General features: G+C 60.8%; 17 protein-coding genes and 1 tRNA gene. 2 read left to right on the top strand and 16 right to left on the bottom strand.

Going from position 1 to position 22,923, the window contains the following annotated elements; all coding sequences use genetic code 11:
- Positions 1 to 349: 349 nt before the first annotated feature.
- The 3 genes from F0184_RS07715 to guaA form a co-directional block, all read right to left on the bottom strand.
- A complete protein-coding gene (locus F0184_RS07715; protein ID WP_150495601.1) occupies positions 350 to 994 on the bottom strand; it encodes a TylF/MycF/NovP-related O-methyltransferase in 645 nt (214 codons plus the stop codon).
- A gap of 349 nt (positions 995 to 1,343) precedes the next feature.
- A complete protein-coding gene (locus tag F0184_RS07710; RefSeq protein WP_150495600.1) occupies positions 1,344 to 2,915 on the bottom strand; it encodes a hypothetical protein in 1,572 nt (523 codons plus the stop codon).
- A gap of 222 nt (positions 2,916 to 3,137) precedes the next feature.
- Positions 3,138 to 4,712 (bottom strand): glutamine-hydrolyzing GMP synthase, encoded by a 1,575-nt coding sequence (gene guaA / locus F0184_RS07705; protein WP_150495599.1) that lies wholly within the window; start codon positions 4,710 to 4,712, stop codon positions 3,138 to 3,140.
- 271 nt (positions 4,713 to 4,983) lie between these two features.
- Here guaA and F0184_RS07700 point away from each other — a divergent pair, with 271 nt between their 5' ends.
- On the top strand, positions 4,984 to 6,024 hold the full coding sequence (locus F0184_RS07700; protein ID WP_172972035.1) for a tetratricopeptide repeat protein: 1,041 nt from the start codon (positions 4,984 to 4,986) through the stop codon (positions 6,022 to 6,024).
- 15 nt (positions 6,025 to 6,039) lie between these two features.
- On the opposite strand, the gene F0184_RS07695 is transcribed toward F0184_RS07700, so the two are convergent.
- The 10 genes from F0184_RS07695 to F0184_RS07650 all read right to left on the bottom strand — a co-directional run bounded on the left by F0184_RS07695 (position 6,040) and on the right by F0184_RS07650 (position 16,470).
- On the bottom strand, positions 6,040 to 7,335 hold the full coding sequence (locus F0184_RS07695) for an RsmB/NOP family class I SAM-dependent RNA methyltransferase (RefSeq protein ID WP_150495817.1): 1,296 nt from the start codon (positions 7,333 to 7,335) through the stop codon (positions 6,040 to 6,042).
- Between the two features lie 50 nt (positions 7,336 to 7,385).
- Positions 7,386 to 8,888 carry an IMP dehydrogenase gene (gene guaB / locus F0184_RS07690; protein WP_150495597.1) on the bottom strand — a complete coding sequence of 501 codons (1,503 nt, stop codon included), beginning with the start codon at positions 8,886 to 8,888 and terminating at the stop codon, positions 7,386 to 7,388.
- A 231-nt stretch (positions 8,889 to 9,119) separates the two neighbouring features.
- Positions 9,120 to 9,821, bottom strand: coding sequence for an RlmE family RNA methyltransferase (locus tag F0184_RS07685; protein WP_150495596.1), 702 nt, complete (start codon positions 9,819 to 9,821; stop codon positions 9,120 to 9,122).
- On the bottom strand, positions 9,818 to 11,401 hold the full coding sequence (locus tag F0184_RS20760; RefSeq protein WP_371871079.1) for a Ppx/GppA phosphatase family protein: 1,584 nt from the start codon (positions 11,399 to 11,401) through the stop codon (positions 9,818 to 9,820). The genes F0184_RS07685 and F0184_RS20760 overlap by 4 nt, the downstream gene beginning before the upstream one ends.
- A 496-nt stretch (positions 11,402 to 11,897) precedes the next feature.
- Positions 11,898 to 11,971, bottom strand: a tRNA-Gln gene (locus tag F0184_RS07675).
- A gap of 298 nt (positions 11,972 to 12,269) precedes the next feature.
- A complete protein-coding gene (locus F0184_RS07670) occupies positions 12,270 to 12,737 on the bottom strand; it encodes a nuclear transport factor 2 family protein (RefSeq protein ID WP_150495595.1) in 468 nt (155 codons plus the stop codon).
- Positions 12,738 to 12,826: 89 nt separating this feature from the next.
- Positions 12,827 to 13,297, bottom strand: coding sequence for a cyanase (cynS, locus tag F0184_RS07665; protein WP_244299058.1), 471 nt, complete (start codon positions 13,295 to 13,297; stop codon positions 12,827 to 12,829).
- A 17-nt stretch (positions 13,298 to 13,314) separates the two neighbouring features.
- Positions 13,315 to 14,217: an ABC transporter ATP-binding protein gene (locus tag F0184_RS07660; RefSeq protein WP_150495594.1), complete on the bottom strand. Its 903-nt coding sequence runs from the start codon at positions 14,215 to 14,217 to the stop codon at positions 13,315 to 13,317.
- A 10-nt stretch (positions 14,218 to 14,227) separates the two neighbouring features.
- Positions 14,228 to 15,073, bottom strand: coding sequence for a nitrate ABC transporter permease (gene ntrB / locus F0184_RS07655; protein ID WP_150495593.1), 846 nt, complete (start codon positions 15,071 to 15,073; stop codon positions 14,228 to 14,230).
- A 2-nt stretch (positions 15,074 to 15,075) separates the two neighbouring features.
- Positions 15,076 to 16,470 (bottom strand): CmpA/NrtA family ABC transporter substrate-binding protein, encoded by a 1,395-nt coding sequence (locus F0184_RS07650; RefSeq protein WP_150495592.1) that lies wholly within the window; start codon positions 16,468 to 16,470, stop codon positions 15,076 to 15,078.
- A 220-nt stretch (positions 16,471 to 16,690) separates the two neighbouring features.
- Between F0184_RS07650 and F0184_RS07645 the strand changes: the two genes are divergently transcribed.
- Positions 16,691 to 18,619 (top strand): sigma 54-interacting transcriptional regulator, encoded by a 1,929-nt coding sequence (locus tag F0184_RS07645; protein WP_244299055.1) that lies wholly within the window; start codon positions 16,691 to 16,693, stop codon positions 18,617 to 18,619.
- Positions 18,620 to 18,637: 18 nt separating this feature from the next.
- Here F0184_RS07645 and F0184_RS07640 read toward each other — a convergent pair whose 3' ends face one another.
- From F0184_RS07640 to F0184_RS07630, 3 genes are all read right to left on the bottom strand, one after another.
- Positions 18,638 to 20,713, bottom strand: a complete 2,076-nt coding sequence (locus F0184_RS07640; protein WP_208998374.1) for a putative bifunctional diguanylate cyclase/phosphodiesterase — start codon at positions 20,711 to 20,713, stop codon at positions 18,638 to 18,640.
- Positions 20,714 to 20,944: 231 nt separating this feature from the next.
- On the bottom strand, positions 20,945 to 22,435 hold the full coding sequence (locus tag F0184_RS07635) for a methyl-accepting chemotaxis protein (RefSeq protein ID WP_150495590.1): 1,491 nt from the start codon (positions 22,433 to 22,435) through the stop codon (positions 20,945 to 20,947).
- On the bottom strand, positions 22,432 to 22,764 hold the full coding sequence (locus tag F0184_RS07630; RefSeq protein ID WP_150495589.1) for a hypothetical protein: 333 nt from the start codon (positions 22,762 to 22,764) through the stop codon (positions 22,432 to 22,434). Before F0184_RS07630 ends, F0184_RS07635 begins: the two co-directional genes overlap by 4 nt.
- Positions 22,765 to 22,923: the final 159 nt, after the last annotated feature.

The raw sequence follows: 22,923 nt of genomic DNA, 5'->3' as shown, positions 1-22,923 counted from the left end.
GAATCTCATATTTGCCTACGCTCAACTTGCAACGCCGGGCCGGACGGCACAATGGCGGGGTTCCGGTAATCGACAGAAGCCCTCGTCTTTCACAGAACGGCGACAAGGATATAGCCGAGCCCGATGCCTGGGAAAATGGCGCAGGCCATTTGTTTCAAGGCAAGCCGCTGAACGCCCTGCGGATCGCACAGGACGCGGCTGTGGCGGAGGCCAATGTCGCCCCGCCATGGCTCCCTTTCACAACAATCGGGTCACAGCAACGGACAAATCAAGGGATTACCTAGCGCGATATGGTCCCCGGGACCATCCGCGACCCATCGACACGATCCGCGCGCAATCGACGCTTCGGTCACTTCACGAGATAGGCTGACGGGGTGTTTGCCCAGGGAAAGGCCTTGAGCCGGACGTCGCGTTCCCGAAAGAACTCGTCCACGGCGTCCGATTCCCCATATCCGCGTAGCCCATACTCATCCAGCGCGATAATGCCCCCTCTTGGGACAAGATCGTAAAGGTTGTTCAAAATGCCCAGAGCCCCTTCATAATTGTCGACATCGATGTAGAGGAGCGAAATGCGCGCACCCAGTTGCTCTTTGGCATATTGCGCGGTCGTCTCGGCGGCGTTGCCGGCATAAAGCAGCACATTGGTCTGCCCCCAGCGGCCACAGGTCTGGATGATCTCGTCTCGGCTTGTCCATCCTGAGCCATGGTCGTCCAAAACGGTCTTGTCGATGTCATACCGGAAATCCATGTCCCGGCTGGTTTCGAAAAAATCAAACCCCACCAACCTGTGACTGTCATTCGGCCGGAACAGACGGATCAATTTGGCGAAAGTGAAGAAGCCCGACCCCTTGAACACACCGCACTCGACTATGTCGCCGGGCACATCCATGGTCATCTTGAACAGCTCGTAGCGGGCCAATATTTTTTGCAGGCGATCCGGAGTGGTTTGCGCCAGAAACTGATCGTAGATCTCAAGATTAGATGGTGTTTCCACAACCCACTCCGCGCTTCGCCGTGACTTATTGTAAATTGAACTGGAGAAAATAAAGCCGTCGCGCCAATTATGTGTTCGAATCCCAGTTGGAGGGCAAGGGCCCAGCCGCCGCGATCCGGTGTTATTCACGAGGGATCTAAGGACAGACAGACCGCGGTGCCGACAAAATTTTTCTCAACAGCTTGCGGCGCCAAGCCCCTTCCAATCCGCGCCCTCTTCAGCCTCGCCACGGACCGGTTCCTCTCATGAGACGCGGCCCGACCTCCATCGCCTCCGGTTGAACACCCGCTGATCCGGCCCCGCGATTGACGGCGAGCAACGACGCCAGGCGGGCCGGAGACGTTCTAGGTCAATAAATGTGATCGGCGCCGACAAGGCCATGACCATGATCGGTTATATAGAACCCGTTGAGGAACGGATTGTCGCTGGTGAAGGTCATCCAGCCCACCTCTCCGCCGAGGAACTGCGAGATTTCCGTTTTCCGGTCTCCCAACACTTCAAGAACCCCGTTCCAGGGCACGGTGATGTCCCATTCGATTGACGTATCGTCCGCGTGGCGCCACAGCCGCACCCGCGCATTGGCCGCCTCGAGACTGCCCTTGGGAAACCCGGTGTTTGTCAGATAAATAAGTTCGTTGTCCGGTTCGAAGATCGAACACCATTTGAAGGTCCCGGGTTTACCCATGAATTTCGGATTTGCCATGGACGCGCTGCTGCAAATATTGCTTGGCATGTCAATACGGCCGCGGTTGCCGTAGTTGATCCCGAACTTCAGCCGTGCGGGGCATTTGCCCCTGCCTTCGACGATCACCCTGCAAAGAAGGTCTGCGCCCGCATAACCGTGCGCATCCGCTATCGCGCGGCAATTGACATACTGAAGGCGCGGTCCTTCGGCCAGACTTCTCGGCGTTTGGTCGCGAAACAGAAACGTTCCGTCCGGCCGGTAAAAGTCGAAATGCAGACATACGCCCGATCTGGGATAGATCGGGTAAATGACGATCTCCACGCGCTCAAACACAGCCGGTACGGCGACCGGCATCACCGCATCGTGAAAGGCGTCGGGATGGCTGTTTGACCAGTAGGTCACGGCGCCCGTTTCGCTGCTCGTGTCGTAATAACTGTGCGTGAGAGAAAGCGCTTTTGGGCCGATATGCTCATTGCCGGCCACAAGGCGCGGAAAGAAACCTTTCAAGTCATGGCGGACTTTGACCGTTCCAAAACCACTGCCCAAATGCTCCCGCTCTTGGTCCGAAGAAAAAGCGCGTATCCAGGCGGTTCCATAAGGCGGCAAACTGCCAAGCCGGCGCGGGATCACCAAGGACTGCCCCGCCTGGTTGACGAATTCCAGCTCGATCTCAGATCCGCTCTGGTCGAGCGGGCCATTCACGAAAGAAAAAAATGGTTCATATCCATCGTCGGGGATCAGATCGAACCCGGCCTCGGGCACGGTGACTTCGTCATTCTCGCGCAAATCCTCCAAATCATTGTAGATCCGACCACAAGTGTGGACAAAGGCGCGCCCCATCGGCGAAATAAAGGAAAAGGTGATCGCCGGATACGGATAGACCATGTCCCGGGTGGAAAACACTTCAACCTCGACCGACCCTAAGAACACCCGGCCGATCTTGCCGGTCCCGGCCAAGGCGGAAGCCCGCCAGACATAGGCTTTCGGACTGGAGACAACGAGGTGTTGCACATGCAGCTTTCGGCCCTGATCGTCCCGCACCGTGAGCACGATGCCGACCTCTTTCATTTGCCGTTTCAACAGCCAGTAACCCATGAAGGTTACTTCCGTGTCGATCGTATCCGCCTCGAACCGCAAGGGAAACGCGGCGCTGCTGCGCATGGTCGGCCGATAGTCGGCCGGCATGTCTTCACCGAAGGTGAGCGTGCTTTGCAGATGCCGGTAGTAGGACTTCATGCTCCCCCCCCCTTTTCTGCGCCCCGGGCCACCGCGGCCGGTTCTTCCGAAAAACTCTCCGGTTTACCACCGGGGCCTCAACCCAAGCAGAGCGCCCCGGCATGAAGCCGCGCCGGGCTAGAATCATACATTGGCCGGGTCAAGAGGTTACAGAAAATCCAAACGCCGATCCACATTTCCGGGCGGTTTGCCCCGGCTCCGCTTCACCTCAACAAAACCGGATCATTCCCACTCGATCGTGCCCGGAGGCTTGGACGTGATGTCATAAGTCACGCGGTTGATCCCTTCGACCTCGTTGATGATCCGGGTCGCGGTCTCGCTCAAAAACTCATGGCTGAACGGATAGTAATCCGCTGTCATGCCGTCCACCGAAGTGACGGCGCGCAGCGCGCAGGCATAGTCATAGGTTCGCCCATCGCCCATGACGCCGACAGTGCGCACCGGCAAAATGGCCACGAATGCCTGCCAGATCTCGTCATAGAGACCGTGTTTCCGGATCTGGTCGATATAGACCGCATCCGCTTTCCGCAGGATTTCGAGCTTGTCGCGGGTGATCTCGCCCGGGCAGCGGATGGCCAGCCCCGGTCCAGGAAACGGATGCCGGCCAATGAAACTCTCCGGAAGGCCAAGCTCCCGGCCAAGTGCCCGCACTTCGTCCTTGAAAAGCTCGCGCAGCGGCTCGACAAGCTTGAGGCCCATCTTTTCCGGAAGGCCGCCGACATTGTGGTGCGACTTGATTGTCACCGACGGGCCACCGGAGAAACTCACGCTTTCGATCACGTCCGGATAGAGGGTGCCCTGAGCCAGAAACTCGGCGCCCTCGATCTCATTGGCATGCTTCTGAAAGACGTCGATAAACAGACGGCCGATGATCTTGCGCTTGGTCTCCGGGTCGGACTGGCCATCGAGTTCCCCGAGAAACAATTCACTTTCGTCGGCGTGAATGAGCGGAATGTTGTAGTTGTCCCGGAACATGGAGACGACTTCATCTGCTTCGTTCAGACGCATCAGGCCGTGGTCGACGAACACGCAGGTGAGCTGATCGCCGATTGCTTCATGGATCAGGACAGCGGCAACAGAGCTGTCGACACCACCGGACAGACCGCAGATGACCTTCTTGTCGCCGACCTGCTGACGGATCTTCTCGATCGCATCGTCCTTGTAGGCGCCCATGGTCCAGTCGCCGGAAAAACCCGCCAGCTTGATGAAATTCTCGTAGAGCGTCTTGCCGTTGGGCGTGTGATGGACTTCCGGATGAAACTGAACGGCATAGAAGTTCCGGCTCACATCCGCGGTGATCGCATAAGGGGCGTTCGGCGAGGTGCCGAAGACCTCGAAACCCGGGGCAAGTTTGGCGACATGATCGCCATGACTCATCCAGACTTGCTCCTTGCCGCCCTCGAACCAGCCTTTCAAGATCGACAGATCGGATCCGGCAGGCGTCACATATGCTCGGCCGAATTCGGCCGTCCCGCCACCGCCGGAAATCTTGCCGCCATGCACCTCGCCGCCCAGCTGCTGCATCATCACTTGCTGGCCATAGCAGATCCCGAGGATCGGGACGCCGAGGTTATAGACGCTCTCCGGCGGACGCGGCGAGCCGTCGCGCGTCACCGAATCCGGGCCACCCGAAAAGATCACGGCTTTCGGCGTAAATCCGGCCAGGAACGCATCGGTCACGTTCTGGAACGGATGGATTTCACAATAAACGTTCAGTTCGCGCAGGCGCCGCGCGATCAGCTGCGTCACCTGCGATCCGAAGTCAATAATGAGTAGGCGGTCGTGATGATGTGTCATGGCGCGCTTCTATCCTCTTCGACGGGTGAATTGAACCACTATTCGGCCACAAACAAAGTTTTTCGCGGCAAAGCGCCACCATCGCCGGGACCGGCAAGCCGCCAGTAAGCCCTTGGTTTTCCAAGCCGGCGAAAAACTGCCCACAAGAGCTTCACCCCGGGCTCCCGTTCCAACTTGTACGCGTTTCCCAAACCTCCATAAATATGAGGCAGTTGCGGTCCGTCCCGGCATATGATTCGGCTCGGTCGCACCCGAGTCGATGGGATCCCTCATGAAGCCTGACGCCCGCCCGGTGTTTGAAAAAGCCCTCTCACTCGAACAGGCGGGACAATGCGAGGCCGCGCTCGGGGCCTATCTGGATGCGCTGGATCTCGACCCGGAGAATATGGACATCGCCTATCGGGCGGCCACGGCCCTGTTGCGCAATGGGCATCTGGACGAGGCCGTTTCCCAGCTGCGCCGGATCGTCTTCGTCGATCCGGATCACATCGGTGCCCGGGCCAACCTCGGAAACTGCCAATTGCTCCTTGGTGATCTGGGCAACGCCGAAACGAATTTCGAGCACGTTCTTCAGGTCGCGCCGAACAACCACAACGCTCTCTACGGTTTGGCCTCCGTGCGTCTGAAACAAGGCCGTGCCGAAGCCGCGCAAGCGCCTGCGACCCAGCTTGCTGCCTTGATCCCCGACAGCGTTCCCGCATTGACCCTTTATGCGGAGACACGCGCGCACGATCCACAGGCGTCCGCCGCCATCGCCGCCTTTCGCAAAGCGCTTGCCATCGACCGGTCCTACGCACCAGCCCTGACCGGTCTTGCGGACCTGTTGATCCGCCGCCGGCGCGGCCCCGAAGCCCGTGGCCTTGCGGAAGAGGCCACCCGGCTGGACCCCGCCAATCCCGTGGCTTGGAAAATCCTTGGGGAGGCCTTCCAGCTGAATGGGGCATTTGAAGATGCCTATCGCGCCTTTGACACAGCGCACCGAAAGGCTCCTGGCGACGCAAGCCATCTGGTTCGTCTGAGTGTCGTGAGCCGCAAGCTTGGGGAGCTTGGCCGCGCCTTGGCCCACGCCTTTGCCGCGGTCGTTATGGATCCCGGCAACAAGGCTGCGCTCAACGCTTTGGGAGCAGCGCTCACGGGCCTTGGAGAAAGCACACTCGGTCGGACGGTTCTGCAATGCGCGGCAAACTGGGCCCGGCTGGACGCTGATACGCTGGCCCGGATCCGGGGAGTGATGGACAGAGACGCAAAATTGCCGCTGACACCCAAAATGCCAGAAACCGGCACCACAAACGAACCCGAAAAGGCTGGGTGAGCCCCACCTCCCGGATCACGCCGGTTTTCGTTTGAGCAGCGCGCAGAAAAACCCGTCGGTTTCGGTCGTCGCCGGCGTCAACAGGATATCGCCGCGGGTTGAGCGATAGACCGGTTCCACTTTTCCGGGAAAGACCGCTCGCCATCGCGCCAGGGCCGAGGCCGGCTGGAACTGGGCATGCTCGGCTAGGAATTCTTCGATCTGATGGTCATTTTCCTCCGGCAAAACCGAGCAGGTCACATAAACCAAATTCCCCCCGGGTTTGACGAAGCCCGCCGCTTCCCGAAGCACAGACCTCTGATCGGCGATCCGGTCCTTCAGAGCGCCTTCCGACAAGCGCCATTTGGAATCCGGCCGCCGCCGCCAGACACCCGTTCCCGAGCAGGGCGCATCCACGAACACCGTGTCCATACCTTCTTTCAGATCGTCCAGCGACGATGACGCCGGGTCGCGGACCTGGACATTCCGGACGCCCGCCCGTTGCAGTCTTTCGTGAATGGGCGCAAGCCGGAGCCGATCCGCGTCATGTGCATAAATCTGCCCCTTGTTTTCCATGACGGCGGCCATGGCGAGGGTCTTGCCGCCGCCGCCGGCACAGAAGTCGAGCACCTGGTCACCCACATTGACGCCGGACAGCAAGGCAACAATCTGACTGGCTTCATCCTGCAATTCGAACCAGCCTTTTCGGTAGCCCTCCTCCGCCTGCACATGAGGCATACGTCCGCTCCCGGGGCGCGGCTTGATACGGATCGCCGTGGCGGCGAAGGTCCCGGGGACCGGGTGCGTATGGCGCAGGCGTTCCAGAACGCGCTCTGGGTCGGCTTTCAAAGTGTTCACGCGCAAGTCGATCGGCGCCCGTTGGGCCAGCGCCCGGCCCTCGGCAAGCGCACAGGTTCCGAAAGCCGCCTGAAAGCTCGGCCAGAGCCATTCCGGTACATCGGAGGCGGCGGCTCCGTCAAGATTGATGGCCGACACGCCTGCAAGCGCTGTTTTTTCAGTCTCGCTCAGACGGTCGGGCGCATGGGGATCGGCGGTCAAGACTTCTTCGAGCTTATCCATTCCCATGCCCCAGGTATGGGCATAGGTCGCAAGCACCAGGGCGCGGATGTCCGCCGTGCCGAGCGCGGCTCCAAGACTCGCCTTATGGCGAAGCGCATCGAACACGAGATTGCCGATCACCGTCCGGTCTCCGGAGCCCGCAAAGCGGTGGCTCGCTCCCCAGTCGCGCAGCGCAACCTGGGCCGGCCGATGGCGTGTTTCCATGTCTTGAAGTACTTCAATGGCCGCCGCCAGCCGTCCACCATCTCGCATGCTCAACTCCATGACGTCTCCCCCCTTCAATGGCGGGGGAAGATCTGACTTCAAACCGATGAGGGATAATTCGGGCTTTCGCGCGTGATGGTCACATCATGCGCATGGCTTTCGCGTAGTCCGGCATTGGAAATGCGGACAAACACCGCCTTCTCCTGGAACTCTGGGATCGACTTTCCGCCCACATAGCCCATCGCCGCCCGCAGGCCACCCGCGAGCTGGTGCAGGACGCTGGAGAGCGCCCCCTTGTAGGGCACCTGCCCCTCGATGCCCTCGGGAACCAGCTTAAGGGTATCCCGGACCTCGGCCTGGAAGTAACGATCAGCCGAACCGCGCGCCATGGCTCCGACCGACCCCATGCCCCGGTATGATTTGTACGAACGTCCCTGATGCAAATAGACCTCGCCAGGGCTTTCATCGGTCCCGGCCAGAAGCGATCCCACCATGACCGTCGAAGCGCCGGCTGCGATCGCCTTGGCGACGTCGCCGGAAAACTTGATGCCGCCATCGCCAACGACGGGAATGCCGTGTTTTTGAGCCACATCGACCGAATCCATGATCGCGGTCAATTGCGGTACGCCGACACCGGCAACGACGCGGGTCGTGCAGATCGAGCCCGGACCGATGCCGACTTTCACGGCATCGGCACCGGCATCAATCAGCGCCATGGTGCCATCGCGTGTCGCCACATTGCCGGCCAGAACCTGCACCGTGTTGGACATTTGTTTCACCTTGGAAACCATTTCCAAAACGCGCTGGGAATGGCCGTGCGCGGTGTCCACGACGATCAAGTCGACTTCCGCATCAATCAGGCGTTCGGCCCGCGCAAACCCCTCCTCGCCCACGCTGGTGGCCGCCGCCACGCGCAGACGGCCCTGGGCATCCTTGGAGGCATTTGGATTGAGCTTTGCCTTCTCGATGTCCTTGACCGTGATCAGACCGATGCAGTTTCCATCCGCATCGACGACCAGCAGTTTTTCGATGCGATGCTGATGGAGCAACCGCTTTGCCTCATCCTGGCTCACCGTATCGCGCACCGTGACAAGGTTCTCGCGGGTCATCAGTTCATGAACTTTTTGGGCGGGATTGGATGCAAATCGCACGTCACGGTTCGTCAGAATGCCCACCAGGCGTCCCGTGTGCTGGCCACCTGTCCCGCCGTTTTCCACAACGGGTACACCGGATATTCCATACCTTTCCATAATGCTCAGCGCATCTTCCAAGGCGGCATCCGGTCCGATCACCAATGGATTGACCACCATGCCGGATTCGAACTTTTTCACCCGGCGGACCTCCTCGGCCTGCTGGTCGAGGGTCAGGTTGCGATGCACCACGCCAATCCCGCCGGCCTGGGCCATCGCGATCGCCAGTCGCCCTTCCGTGACCGTATCCATGGCAGAGGAAATGATGGGCAGATTCAGTTCCAGATCCCGGGTCACCTTGCTGCGAAGGTCCGTTTCTCCGGGCATCACCGTGGAGTGGCCCGGCAAGAGCAGGACATCATCGAAGGTCAGTGCTTCGGCACCGGTCGATGGAATGTAGATGGACGCCATGGCCAATTTCCCTTTTCAAAATGCCTGCGGCGGACGCCGGGCCATTTGGCCCCGCGCCGCAGCGAGTCGGTTCGGCTGTGCCGGAGAAGTTGGCGCGGGTGATTAACATGCGGGTGACGGAATGAAAAGGGGCCGTTCAAAAGCTGCCCTCTTTGTCGCGATTTCCGCGGCATGGCGGGCGGCAATGGCCGGCATGCCCGGGCCAGGACCCGTTGGCCAAAAGGGCATCACCTACCCCTCTGACCGGCCCCGGAACCCTTTTGCTATCACATAAAGCTCCGGGCTCTCCTTGCGGCTGGCCGGCGGCTTGATATGCGCCACACTTTTAAAATCGCGCTTCATGTCCGACAGCAGCGCGTTCTCGGTACCGCCCCGGAAAACCTTGGCCAAAAAGGAGCCGCCGGGCACCAGGTTCTGGCGGGCGAAGTCCACGGCCACCTCGAACAGGTGTGTGGTTCTCAGATGATCCGTCTGGCGGTGGCCGGTCGTGGGTGCCGCCATATCCGACAACACCACATCCGGCGGCAGCCCCCCCAGCGCCTCGAGCAAGGCTTCGGGCGCATCGTCGTCGAGGAAATCCTTTTTCAAAAGGACGACACCGGGAATGTGGTCCATCTCGAGGTAGTCGATGCCGACAACCTTAGGGGCTTCCGGTGTCGATTTGACCCGGCTCACGGCCACCTGACACCAGCCGCCGGGCGCAGCGCCAAGATCAACCACTCTGTAGCCCGGCTTCAACAGCCGCTGTTTGTCATCCATCTCGATCAGCTTATACGCCGCGCGTGACCGGTAACCGTCCACCTTGGCGCGGCGGACATAGGGGTCGTTCAACTGCCGCTCCAGCCAACGGGTCGAGGACTCACGCCGCCCCGCCGCGGTTTTCACCCGCACATGCAGACCGCGATCGCCCGACCCCTTTTTATTGTTGCTCATGACTTGCCCCTATAGCGGCCTTTCCAGCCGCGCCGTGCCTGCGACGGCCGCGCCCAAACACCGTCAGCGGCCATCAATTCGGTCAGTATTCCTTCACGCAACCCCCTGTCGGCGACACGTAGGCGCGGACAGCTCCACCGGCGCCGGATTGCCTCCAGAATGGCGCAACCGGCCAACACGAGATCGGCCCGGTCGGCACCGATACACGGGTTTTCGACACGTTCCTCGTAGGGCATGTCACGAAGGCGATCAATCATGGTGGTGACTTGAACGTCATCGAGCCAGGCGCCATCGACGCGCCGCCGGTCGTAGCGTTTCAAACCGAAATGGACGCCTGCCAGCGTGGTGACCGTGCCCGATGTCCCCAGCATGTGAACCCCGCCCCCGCTGATCGCCGCGCTCAGATCATCCGCCAGGTGAAAACTCGCCAGGTGGTCGCTGACATCGTCGACCATGGCCTCGAACACCTGCGGGGTGACGTCGACACCGCCATGGCGTTCGGCCAGATTGACCACGCCAACCGGCAGGGAAGCCCAAGACCGGATAAAGCGGGTCAGCGCGTAACCGCGCGCCCCGCAGCGGTTGCGCAGGTCCAGCCACACGATCTCGGAGGAGCCCCCTCCGATATCGAACAGGATGACCCCCTCGGCCTGCTGGTCGACCAGCGACACGCATCCCGCGACCGCAAGACGGGCCTCCGTTTCCCGGTTCACGATTTCAAGCGCAAGACCGGTTTCCCTTCTGACCCTGTCGATGAATTCGGCCCCGTTTTCCGCCGCCCTACAGGCCTCTGTTGCGATCAGGCGCGACCGTTCGACCCCGCGTTCTTCGAGCTTGCGGTGGCAATTCGCGAGGGCTTCCACGGCCCGGTCCATTGCCTCCGGGCTTAACCGCCGGCGGGCTCCAACCCCCTCGCCCAGCCGGACAATACGGGAATAGGCATCCACGACGCGAAACCCCCGCTCCTGCGGGCGGGCGATCAGCAAACGGCAATTGTTCGTGCCAAGATCCAAAGCGGCGTAAAGCGGGCCATCCGGTTCGGAAAACCGCCGGACCGGGTCGAGTTGACCTGAGGGTGGCCGCCCTCGGCGTCCCGTTTGCGCACTTCCGATCGAGTCCCCGAGCGCGGGCAAACGCGCCTCACGGGCCTTGCCTGCCGGAAAACCCGCTGGGCGCTGGAATAAGGCCATATCCTCCTGAGCGCCAGTGGCCCGCGAAACGTTCTGTGTGCCGTGCGCAGCCTTGCGCGCGGCCGCATCACCTTGCGCGGCTGGCCGCGCGTTCGACTGCGCGCTGTTGTGCTCGGACGATTGACCTTTCGCCTTGCGCCGCCGCCGCCGCCCCGCTTTCAGTCCCTTCTTGGAAATGGCATCGCCGATCGCGGGCACAGGTTCGGAACCCGATTCGCGCAATTTGCGGGAAGCATCTGACGGCCGGACAGACGGATGATCCGCCGCAAAGGCCGCCGCTTCGCCATTCGAAGCGGACTTGTTTCTGCGGCGCGGGCGCCTGCCCTTTGGCCGCTTCGCCGCGTCTGCGCGCGCTGCCTGCCCATCAGCCGGTGCAGCCGGACCGGACAACCCGGTCAAGCCTGAGGTCCTGGAGCCCGCATCAACGCCAGCCAATTCGCGGCGTTCTGCTGCACGATCCGGACCTGCCCCGTTTTTCCGTCCGCGACGGGCGCGCCGCCGCTTGGAAGATGTCTCCCGCCTCGTGCCGGAAGACGCTGTGGACCCGCTGGCGGACGCCGGCCCGGTTCCGGGCGGTTCCTGACCTGACTGAGTCACGTTTTTGCCTTTCGCTGCGGCGCTCATGCCTGGGCTCACAAAAGCCGGCGCGCACCACGCTTTTCCTTCGTTGCCAAAACAGTAGCAGTTTGTCGAAGCTTGGCAAAGCCCTGGTTGCGCCCCTCGTCCGGCGCGGACTGGATACCGGACCACAGGCGGGCCAGCTTGCCGTCTTGGTTTTGGATCAGGTATACCCGCGGCGGCGTGCGGCCAAATGGGACGGACATAAAAAGCGGCGGAACCCGAACAATCCGGTTCGCGCTTGGCGGGCGTTCTGTTGAGAAAAAACTGGCTGGGGAACCTGGATTCGAACCAGGACTAACGGAGTCAGAGTCCGCGGGTCTACCGTTAACCTATTCCCCAAAACCGATTGCGTGCTCTATCCTCCAAGACCAGGCACGCCGAATGCCGGGCGTATACAGTGAACAGCCCGCCAAATGCAACACCTTCCCGCTACTTTTTTCGGCGCGCCGCAAGCCTCCCGCAGGCTTGCGCGGCGCCTCACGGGTGCCTTTAAAAGGCGCCGCTTCCGGGCGAACCTCAAGGATTCGTGCCAGGCACGGCCAGGGAACCGGGACCAAGTGACCGGGAGCAAGCGGCGGGACCACGGTGTCCAGAGGCCGAAGCACACGGCGGTGTTCCTCACAGCACCGAGCAACCGTTAGAAAGGCGTGTTGTCGAGACCGGGCACAGTGTCCGGACGCGGGCCAGGCGCGGCCCAGTGAAACCGCCGTTCTTCTCCGGCAATGGGAATATCGTTGATGCTTGCTTCGCGCCGCTGCATCAGGCCTGCGCCGTCGAAGTCCCAGTTTTCATTCCCGTAGGACCGCCACCATCGGCCGTCGGCGTCACGCCACTCGTAGCGAAACCGGACCGCGATCCGGTTTCCCGCAAACGCGTGCAAGTCCTTGATCAAGCGGTAGTCCAGCTCCCTTTGCCATTTCAAGGTCAGGAACTCCACGATCGCATCGCGCCCCTGAAAGAAAGCCGACCGGTTTCGCCAAACACTGTCCGGGGTATACGCAAGGCTGACCTTCACCGGATCGCGGCTGTTCCAGGCATCTTCGGCCATTCGAACCTTCTGGCGCGCGGTTTGTTCCGTAAACGGGGGAAACGGGGGACGGGACATGTTCCGATCGTCTGGTCCGATGCGGGTGGAATGCAGGACTTTGGGTGGCGCCCGAGCGATGAAACCGCCCCGGCGCCGCGTTGGTTACCTTACCAGGCGTTGTAGCCGAGGAATTTTCCGGTCATTTCAAGCTTGACGCGGTCACCCTTGGGATTGGGGATACGGGTGATCGACATGTCGAAGTCGATCGCGGACATGATCCCGTCGCCGAACTCTTCGTGGATCAAAGCCTTGATGGTCGGACCGTAGACGCCGACAATCTCATAGAGCCGGTAAATGCACGGATCGGTCGGAATGGATTGCGCCCATACTTTCGTGGGGCATTCCTCCAGAACCCCAGTGGCCTCCGCCGGCAATCCAAGAAGCGACACAAGGGCCTGCGCCTTGTCCGCCGGCATGGAGTTCATCCCCACGCACGCCGAATGGGTCCACACGGGCGACATCCCGATCTTGTCCGCGATTTCCGCCCAGCTCAGGCCGGATTGCTTCTTGGCGGCCAGAATGAGGGCCGCAACGTCATCCTTGGTCATCATCGGCTCGGCTGTCATCATCTTATTCATGAATTCCTCTCCTCAAGTCATTGATTGATTGCGTAGATGCTCGGACGAGCCGGTTCTTCACCATCTTCCGCGCCGAAGCGCACGGTTTCGGGCTTGCCACCCGGCGCGGTGCTTTTCGTCCCCGCCAGTTCCTTGGACCGGCGGGCGAGAAAATGAACGAGATGATTGCGGACCTTGTAGTAGTGGGGGTGCTCGACGATTTCGTCCCGCGACCGGGGCCGCGGAATGCCGACCTCGACCGATTCAGCCACCCGCGCTTCCGGTCCGTTGGTCATGAGCAGGATCCGGTCGGCGAGATATATGGCCTCATCCACGTCGTGGGTGATCATGAACACGGTCTGGTTGGTCCCGCGCCAGATTTTCAAGAGTTCGTCCTGGATGGTGCCGCGCGTCAGCGCGTCCAGGGCGCCGAACGGCTCGTCCAGCAACAGCAGCTCGGGCTGGATCGCGAACGCGCGGGCGATCGACACGCGCTGGCGCATGCCGCCGGACAGCTGCGAGGGTTTGCGCAGCTCAGCTCCACCCGACAGCCCCACCATCTCCAGATACTTGTAGGAATGGGCGAGAACCTCTTCGCGCGACCAGTTCTTGTGCCGCGCCTTCACCGCGAAGGTGACGTTCTTCAGCGCGGAAAGCCAGGGCAGCAGGGAGTAGTTCTGGAACACCACCCCTCGGTCGAGACTGGGGCCCCGGACCTCCTTTCCATTCATGATGACGCCGCCTTCGGTCGCCTCGTCCAGCCCGGCCAGCACGTTCATGATGGTCGACTTTCCACAGCCGGAATGCCCGATGATGCAGACGAATTCGCCCTTTTCGATCGAGAAACTGACGTCTTCGAACACCGTCAGCGGTCCGCCGCCCCCCGAGGGCGCCGGAAATCTCTTCGCCAACCCCTCGATGCTTAGAAATGATTTTGCCATGGGTCGTTGTTCACTCCGCATACTGAACGGCGCGCTGAACGGCGCCGAAGATTGCGTCAAGGATCATGCCGACCACGCCGATCATCAGGATCGAAAAGATCACCGATGTGAGATCGAGGTTGTTCCACTCGTTCCAGACGTAGTAGCCAATCCCGGTTCCCCCGACCAACATCTCGGCCGCGACAATGACCAGCCAGGCAATGCCGATGGAAATGCGCATGCCGGTCAGGATTGTCGGCGCGGCGGCCGGCAGGATCACAATGAAGGCTGTCTTGAGCGATCCGAGTTCGTGGGTCCGCGCTACGTTGATCCAATCCTTGCGCACATTCGCCACCCCGAAGGCCGTGTTGATCAGCATTGGCCAGATCGAGCAAATGAAAATCACGAAGATCGCCGAAGCCTGACTGTCGCCGATCACGAACAGGGCGAGCGGCATCCAGGCCAAGGGGGAGATGGGTTTCAAGATCTGGATATAGGGATCGAGGGCCCGGTACATCAGCGGCGACATGCCAATCAGAAATCCGAGCGGAATGGCAACCGCCGCAGCCAGGAAATATCCCGTCAGGACCCGATAGAGCGAATAGCCGATCTGAATGCCGATGCCCTTGTCGTTAGGGCCGGCGTCATAGAACGGATCGGACAGCTGCTCCCAGGCCTTTGTCATGACCTGCGAAGGGGGCGGAATGCCCGCTTTCGGCGCACCGCCACCGGTCAGCAATTCGTATTCCGTCAGTTCTCCGGCGGCTTGCTGGGGCGGAATGGACAACTCCCACAATCCCAAGGCGCAGACCAGGATGGCGACCGATACAATTATCGATCGCACCCGGAGCGGCAGAGGCTTGGACAACCCCTCCATGGTCAGGCCCGTCCGATGGCGAAGGAGCCGACATATTCGTCCGGTTTGTCCGGATCGAATTCCTTGCCCATGATGGTGTATTTTTCATAGGTGGTGGACGGTGCCTCGTAGCCGAGTTCCTTCATCACCTTTGCGCAGTCCGCGGCAAGATAGACCTCTTCGGCCACCTTCTTGTAGTCGATATCCCCCTCGATATACCCCCACCGCTTCATCTGGGTGAGGATCCACACCCCCATGGAATGCCAGGGGAACGGATCGAAATCGATTCGATCCGGTACATTCAGGACATTGCCCAGACCGTCCGCGAACCGTCCGGTCAGCACCTGCTGTACCACCGGAACGGGCTGGTTGAGGTAGTTGGCCGGCGAGATCGCCTCGGCGATTTCGACCCGGTTGTCCGGATTCGCCGCATATTGGGTGGCATCGACAATCGCCTTCAGCAGCGCGCCGTAGGTGTTGGGCAGTTCGACTGCGAAGGCCTTGCTGGAGGCAAAGGCGCAGCAGGGATGGCCTTCCCAGATGTCCTTGGTAAGGATGTGAATGAAGCCGATCTTTTCCCAAACCGCCCGCTGGTTGAACGGATCCGGCGAGAGATAGCCGTCCAGATTGCCGGCCCGCAGATTGGCGACCATTTCCGGCGGCGGAACCACCCGGATCTGGATGTCCTGGTCCGGGTCGAGGCCATGTTCGGCCACATAGTAACGCAACAGGAAATTGTGCATCGAGTACTCGAATGGCACTCCGAACTTGAAGCCTTTCCATTGCTTGGGATCGCGCTTGTCCATGTGATCGTTGTGCAGGACGATCGCCTGTCCGTTGATATTCTCCACCGCGGGCATGATGTAGGGTTCGGCGGTCGACCCGGCTCCCAGTGTCATGGCCAGGGGCATCGGGGTCAGCATGTGGCTGGCATCGTATTCGCCGTTCAGCGATTTATCGCGCGCAACGGCCCAGCCGGCCGTCTTGATGACGTCCGCTTCGAGGCCATGCTTTTGGTAAAAGCCCATGGGCTGCGCCATGATGATTGGCGTGGCGCAGGTGATCGGAACGAAGCCGATATTGAGCTTGGTCTTTTCCGGCGCCCCCAATTCGTCCAGAAGCAGGGCCTTGGCCTTGTCGATCGGGAACACAGATGCAAGGGCTCCGGCGAGCGTGGTTCCGCCCAGCATCTTGGCGAAGGACCGCCGGGAAAACTCATTCTGACCGAAGACCGAGCGCACCACGGCGCTTTCGATCGCCCGCTCCATCATCGCTTCGGTGCTGCTGGGCAGCTGGTCCGTGCGCGGTGTGTCGTGGTGGTGTGCGTGGCCGGCGCTGCAGGCCTTGCATTCACAAGCCGCACCATGGACCAGATCCACATCGCCATCGTAGGGGTTTCCAAGACTCTTGACTGCCATTGGGGTTCCTTTCCGCCTTTGCCTGAAACGGTCCGCATGGGACCGGGAAGTGCCAGGGCGCTCGGGCAGAGCGCCGGTCTGGTTTCAAATTTGCAAAGCGCGTGCCAGAACCCGATAATCTATTTTCCTATTCGTTTTCTGTTACTTGTCAGTTCTTCTGTGAAATTCGAAAATTATGCAATATTGTAATTTACGATTTTGAATAATCGGAATTATGCAAATGAGTAACCATGACGAAACCGACCTGGTGCCCAGGCTCGCTTCGGACACGCCTGCTTCGGACATGTCCCCCTGCCCCGGCGATCTCTTGGCCCAGACCGTCTCGCTCATGCCGAAAGCCACCTTCGTGGTGGATCCGGGCCGGGACCGGATCGAGGCCGCCAATGAGGGCGCATGCCGGTTGTTCGGCTATGACCGGCTCAAGGGACGCAGCTTCACAGGCCTGCACCCGGGCTGCGAACCCCACATCGCGGTTTTCGCCGAAGAGGCAATCCACCGCGGCACCGCCTGGACGCGGCGGCTGGAAGGCCGGGCACGGACCGGCAACAGCCTTGCGCTGGAATATGTCTGCAAGCCGGTCGCCGCGGCGGATCGCACTCTTCTGGTCCTGACGGCCACCGATCTGGTCGAGCAATCCCGCCGCGACATCGAGACGGATACAACCTCCGCTCATCGGTCCGGGATTATGGAATGGCACCGGCTACAGCAGTTCTTTCACGAAATGGCGCGGCTGAACGACCTGATCCTGACCGCGGCCGGCGACGGCATTTACGGCGTGGACGCAACTGGCAAAACCACATTCGTCAATCCGGCCGCCGAACGGATGCTGGGCTGGAGTGCCGCCGACCTGATCGGCAGGGACATGCATTCGGCCATCCACCACAAGCACGCGGACGGATCGGTCTACCCGGCTGAAAAATGCCCGATCTACAATTCCTTTCATTATGCCCGGATCAACAGGGTCGACGATGAAACCTTCTGGCGCAAGGACGGAAAACCGGTTCGGGTCGAATACACGTCAACGCCGATCATAGACGGCGATGCCGTTCTCGGGGCGGTGATCTTGTTCCGGGACATTGCCCAGCGAAAGGAACAGGAACGGCAACTGACCGAAGCGTTGGCGGAAGTTGACCGGCTGCGCAGCCGGCTGGAAATGGAAAACGCCTATCTGCAGGAAGAAATTCGGGCTCAGCGCAATCATCGGGAAATCATCGGCAGCTCCGATGCGATCGCCGACACGATCCGGCAGATCGAGCTTGTCGCCCCGACCGAGGCGAATGTGCTCATCATCGGCGAAAGCGGAACCGGCAAGGAACTGGTCGCGCAGGCCATTCATGATGACAGCGCGCGCCGCGAACGACCGCTTATCCGGGTCAATTGCGCCGCCATCCCAAGGGAGCTTTTCGAAAGCGAGTTTTTCGGACATGTCCGCGGCGCCTTCACCAGCGCCCTTCGGGACCGGGTGGGACGTTTCGAACTGGCGGATGGCGGAACGCTGTTTCTGGATGAGGTCGGCGAAATCCCGATGGAACTCCAGGGTAAGCTCCTCAGGGTGCTTCAGGACAAATCCTACGAACGGGTCGGCGAGGCCAAGACCCGCAAAACCAATGTGCGCATCATCGCTGCAACCAACCGGGATCTGCAAAGCGAGGTGGAGGCCGGCCGGTTCCGGGAAGATCTTTATTTCCGGCTGAATGTATTCCCGATTTTCCTGAAGCCCTTGCGGGACCGCAGGGACGACATTCCGCCCTTGGCGGAGCATTTCCTGAACCTGTGCTGCCGGCGCCTCGGTATTGCGAAACCGGCCTTGTCACGGGCCAATGTGGTGGACCTGATGGCCTATGAATGGCCCGGAAACGCGCGTGAACTGGAAAACGTCATTGAAAGGGCGGCGATCTTGTCGCGCGGGGGGCGTTTGAGCTTCGAGCTTCCCATTCACCCTCAAAGGCTTGCCCTGACCGGCGATATGGCCGGTGCCCCGGCAATCGAGACCGATGCCCAAATGCGCGAGCGGGAGGTGGCCAACCTCAAGGCCGCAGTCGAAGCCGCAGGCGGCCGGATTTCGGGTCCTGGCGGAGCGGCAGAATTGCTGGATATGAAGCCGACGACGCTGTACTCCCGCCTGCGCCGCCTCGGCCTTCAAGAGTAATGCGCGGGCACGCGCCGGCTATCGCCCGGATGCGGCGGTCGCGATCCGCCGTTCGATGCGCCGCACCGCCTCGCGAATATCGGTTACCGGGATCGGCGCGGAAAAGTAGTTTCCCTGAATTTGGCGGCAACCGATCTGTGAGAGCGTCTCGAGCGCCGCGGTGTCCTCTATTCCTTCGGCGACAGTGTGCGCGCCGATTTCCTCGGCAAGTCTTTGAATCAGGCGGATGACAGGGACCGAATCCGGGATCGTCTCGGTGAATGACTTGTCGATCTTGATGCAACTGATCGGAAACTTGGAGATATAGGCCAGATTGGAGTAGCCCGTTCCAAAGTCATCGACCGCGATCCGGTATCCGAGCGTGGTCATTTTACGCAGCCTGCCGGCGACCTGATCCTGATCTTCCGCCAGAACGGATTCCGTGATTTCGAGTTGGATGGAACCGGGGACAAAATCAGGGTCGCGGGCGTGGAGCGCCAGGGCGGACATGAAACCGTCGTCCAGGAACTGGCGCGGTGAGACATTCAAGGACAGACCGATGTTCAGGCCGGCTTTCTTCCAGAGTTTGGCCAGCGCGCAGCCTTGTTCCAGGACAAAGTGATCCAGCGCCTCGATCAGGCCGGTCTCTTCGCAGACCCCAATGAAATCAACCGGCAGCAAAAGGCCGCGTTTCGGATGGAGCCATCGGGCTAGAACTTCCGCGCTGACGACCTGTCCCGAGACCAAGTCGACGCAAGGCTGGACATGGAGAACGATTTCTCCGAGCCGGAACGCGGAAGCGAGTTCCTCCTCGGTGCGCAGCCGTTCGCCGGCAATCCGTCCCATGTCGTCCGTAAACAGGGACCATCGGTTCCGGCCGAGACGTTTGGATTCATAAAGAGCGATATCCGCGTGCCGGACGTATTTCTCACAATCCAGGTCATCGACCGGCAGCCGCGCCACGCCGATGCTGGTGGTGACTTCGATCATGACGGTCTTGTAAGATATCGGTTGGCAAACCGCGTCCCTGATCCGGTCGATCCGGTCGTTCAGTTCCGAGGAAGAGTCCGCGCCGAAGAGCAGGACGATAAATTCATCGCCGCCAATCCGCGCCAGCAGGTCGGCATCGGTCAGACAGGTCATGATCCGCTGGGCCGTTTCGACCAGCAGCTTGTCCCCCGCATCATGGCCATATCTGTCGTTCGTTTGCTTGAATTTATCCAGGTCCAGATACAGAAGCGCGATCGGGGCGCCCCGGTCCTCGCGGCCGAGTGCGTCCAGATGCCGTTGGAGATAGGACCGGTTGTAGCAGCCGGTCAGCTGGTCCTTGTCGGCCAGATAGGCCGCACGGTCCCGGGCGCGCTTGAGTTCGGAAACATCAATCGACGTGACGAGCGTGGCCGGTTCGCCGGTTGCCGCGTCCCGGCAACTCTTCAAGGACATATCGTGCCATGCCAACCCGGCATCCGTCTTGATCCTCACCACGCGCCGCGCATCGCCGTTCAGCTCAACATCGCGCAAAATGCACTCAAGATCATGCGGGTCGACGAAGATGTCGGACAGGTGCGTGCTTTCGGACCGCCACGTGTTGCGGGCGGCCGGGTTCATGTAGAGCTCCCTGCCACTTGCCGCGAACAAGGAAATCATGACGTCGGTGTGCAACAGCGCTTCAGCACTTCTCAGCGTCTCCGGGGTGTCCTCTGCGATTCCGGTGGCTTCGCACATCATCGCGACACGCCCATCCGGCAGGCGGTAGCCCGTGTAGATCACATCGACGGAAACCGGCTCGCCATGGGGATAAAGGGTCCACAGTTCGCTGAAGGTCGCATCGCTCTCCTCGAAACCGGCCTGATATTGCTTCAGCCTGTTGGCGACGGTCGTCGACATGTCCTTTGACAAATCACGTGCGGCCAGCTCGGCTTCAGAGCTCGCTTTCCAAAGATGCAGGGCCGCCGCGTTCGCCAGAACGACCCGGCACCGGTCGATGTCATACACCCAGATGGCATGGCGAAGACGCCGTGCCAGATCAAAACCGTCACCGGATCCGGGTTTGTCCGGGAACGGCCATGAGAGGGAGGCAGCCGGCCGCGGAAGGTCTTGCATCTCGCTTTTCATGCTTGCCCGTTCTTATCACTAACGGCCTGCCCGCGCGGGCAATGCAGTCCAAAACTGCGCCGATCCGGTGAAGCAGCCACTAAAATGGTCCGAAGCCGGCGAATAATCCATAGTTTACGTCGCGTAAAGACCCGCTGCAAAGGCTAACTTGGACGTATGCCGGCTTGCTCCAGAGCCGTCAGCATTCCTCGGACCAGGCCAGATCGGTGAGGCTATATGCTAGGCAGCGGATCATGCGGCCCTGACATCTTGAAGGAAATCCTCGACAGCCTGGCGCATACTGATCGCCTCGGCTTCCAGTTCGCTTGCGGCATTGCCAACGATACTGGCGGATTGACTGGTCTGCTCAACCGCCTTGCTGACACTGCCGAAGATTTCCGTAACCCGGTTGGTGCCATTGGCCGCTTCCCCGACATTGCGGGAAATCTCATTGGTCGCTGCCCCTTGCTGCTCAACCGCCGAAGCAATCGAGGCCGTGTAGGTGTTGACCTGATCCATTGTGCTTGCGATCGCGCCGATGGCCTGGACCGCTTCCTGGGTCTCCGCCTGGATGGAGGATATCTGGGAACTGATTTCCTCGGTCGCCTTGGAGGTCTGGGTCGCCAGTTCCTTCACTTCCGCCGCAACCACGGCGAACCCCTTGCCCGCTTCACCGGCGCGCGCCGCCTCAATCGTCGCATTCAGAGCAAGCAGGTTGGTCTGTTCGGCGATCGCCTGAATCAGGGTCACCACTTCTCCGATCCGGTTTGTGGCCTCCGCGAGACCGGCAATCTTCTGGTTGCTGTTTTGCGCGCCGCGCGTGGCGTCATTGACGATCTTCGTGGTCTGGTCCACCTGACGTGAAATCTCGGCGATGGAGGAGGACAGTTCCTCGGCGGCCGATGCCACCGTTTGAACATTCGACGACGCGGTTTGGGAGGCTGTGGAGGCCTCGTTCGCCTCCACCGCCGTATTTTCCGCAACGCTTCCCAACTCGCCTGACGCGCTGCGCATCTCCTGCACTTGCGCCAGAACGCCCGCGATCTTCTGTTCGATTTCGTGGCGGAAGTCTTCGATCCGCTGACCGATCCGGACCTGGTTCTGCCGATCCGCCTCGTTGCGCTCGGTTTCGGCCGTCTGCATGGCCTTCGCCTGTTCCTGCGCGGCCCGCGCCTGCGTGATGGCGGCCGCCGCGGACTCAAATGCCGCCTCCAAACGGCCGACAACCCAGATCAGGGCGGCGGCTTCGACGACGACGATGACCGCATGCATCATCACCCGGGCGAAATTCTCTCCGCCGGGGAAGAGCAGCGCCGGAAAGGTCAGGTCCAGAACGACATGATGAACCGCGACAACCGCCGCATAACCGACGATGGCCCGGCGATCCACATAACCGGCAAGGATTGCCAGGACTGCGAAGAAGTAGAGGTGTCCATCAAGCTGAAACGACGCGACCGGATCCGGGTTCGACAGCGCGGCGACGAACAGCGCCACCAGAACCGCAAGGGACATGGACGTGATCAAACGTGTCTCAACGGCACTGCCGAATTTCAGCCAGGCGAGCGTGGCCGCTCCGGCCACCAGGACAGCGCAGCCGCCAAGCGCCCAGACGGGCATCGTGCCAACGACAAGGGTTGTTGCGATCACCAGCACGACATTCAGCCAGACGAAATACACCATGTACTTCGAAAAAGCGTCCCGAAGGCTTGCGAGCCCTGTGGCGGTAGAGGTTTGTTCAGTCATTGGATGGCTCCTGTTGCCCAAGGCAAATTGAGGCACGCGGCGATTGCCACCGCCGAACCGACGAAGATCGCACCGTTGGCGTAGAGCGATGAGACAAAGCCTGAATGGTCGGCCTCCGACATCGCGATCATGCCGCTTTCGCTGGTGGACACGATGCTGCCGCCGGCCGCCGCGATGATCTCGACCGCCGACCGGTCACTCCATGGCGCGGCGAACACCGCGACGCGTCCGGACGATACGGGCTGAAGAATGGCGACAATCATCAGCAGGCAAACCGCAACAAAATAGCCGCCGACAAAGCCCCATCGCGTCGGGTGCTGGTCTTCCATGCGCGTTTCCTCTTCGGGACCTTTCTATGGCCCCGTTCTTAAGAAGAACTGAATATTTCCCTTGGGTTAGACCCGCCCGCTGACATTTTACGATCGCTCAGCCCGGGCGCTGCAAGGCCCGGTTGAGCTTCCATTGGAAGAGCTATTTTAACATGCAGC

This window comes from Roseibium aquae, assembly GCF_008711285.1.
GTDB lineage: Bacteria > Pseudomonadota > Alphaproteobacteria > Rhizobiales > Stappiaceae > Roseibium > Roseibium aquae.
The sequence above is the reverse complement of the archived record's forward strand: the minus strand, read 5'-3'. Positions and strand labels throughout refer to the sequence as shown.

What these genes read in the sequence shown, in the direction of transcription:
- F0184_RS07710 (WP_150495600.1), bottom strand. Translation starts at nt 2,915, where the DNA reads ATGAAGTCCTACTACCGGCATCTGCAAAGCACGCTCACCTTCGGTGAA.
- guaA (WP_150495599.1), bottom strand. Translation starts at nt 4,712, where the DNA reads ATGACACATCATCACGACCGCCTACTCATTATTGACTTCGGATCGCAG.
- F0184_RS07700 (WP_172972035.1), top strand. Translation starts at nt 4,984, where the DNA reads ATGAAGCCTGACGCCCGCCCGGTGTTTGAAAAAGCCCTCTCACTCGAA.
- F0184_RS07695 (WP_150495817.1), bottom strand. Translation starts at nt 7,335, where the DNA reads ATGCGAGATGGTGGACGGCTGGCGGCGGCCATTGAAGTACTTCAAGAC.
- guaB (WP_150495597.1), bottom strand. Translation starts at nt 8,888, where the DNA reads ATGGCGTCCATCTACATTCCATCGACCGGTGCCGAAGCACTGACCTTC.
- F0184_RS07685 (WP_150495596.1), bottom strand. Translation starts at nt 9,821, where the DNA reads ATGAGCAACAATAAAAAGGGGTCGGGCGATCGCGGTCTGCATGTGCGG.
- F0184_RS07670 (WP_150495595.1), bottom strand. Translation starts at nt 12,737, where the DNA reads ATGTCCCGTCCCCCGTTTCCCCCGTTTACGGAACAAACCGCGCGCCAG.
- cynS (WP_244299058.1), bottom strand. Translation starts at nt 13,297, where the DNA reads ATGAATAAGATGATGACAGCCGAGCCGATGATGACCAAGGATGACGTT.
- F0184_RS07660 (WP_150495594.1), bottom strand. Translation starts at nt 14,217, where the DNA reads ATGGCAAAATCATTTCTAAGCATCGAGGGGTTGGCGAAGAGATTTCCG.
- ntrB (WP_150495593.1), bottom strand. Translation starts at nt 15,073, where the DNA reads ATGGAGGGGTTGTCCAAGCCTCTGCCGCTCCGGGTGCGATCGATAATT.
- F0184_RS07650 (WP_150495592.1), bottom strand. Translation starts at nt 16,470, where the DNA reads ATGGCAGTCAAGAGTCTTGGAAACCCCTACGATGGCGATGTGGATCTG.
- F0184_RS07645 (WP_244299055.1), top strand. Translation starts at nt 16,691, where the DNA reads ATGAGTAACCATGACGAAACCGACCTGGTGCCCAGGCTCGCTTCGGAC.
- F0184_RS07640 (WP_208998374.1), bottom strand. Translation starts at nt 20,713, where the DNA reads ATGAAAAGCGAGATGCAAGACCTTCCGCGGCCGGCTGCCTCCCTCTCA.
- F0184_RS07635 (WP_150495590.1), bottom strand. Translation starts at nt 22,435, where the DNA reads ATGACTGAACAAACCTCTACCGCCACAGGGCTCGCAAGCCTTCGGGAC.
- F0184_RS07630 (WP_150495589.1), bottom strand. Translation starts at nt 22,764, where the DNA reads ATGGAAGACCAGCACCCGACGCGATGGGGCTTTGTCGGCGGCTATTTT.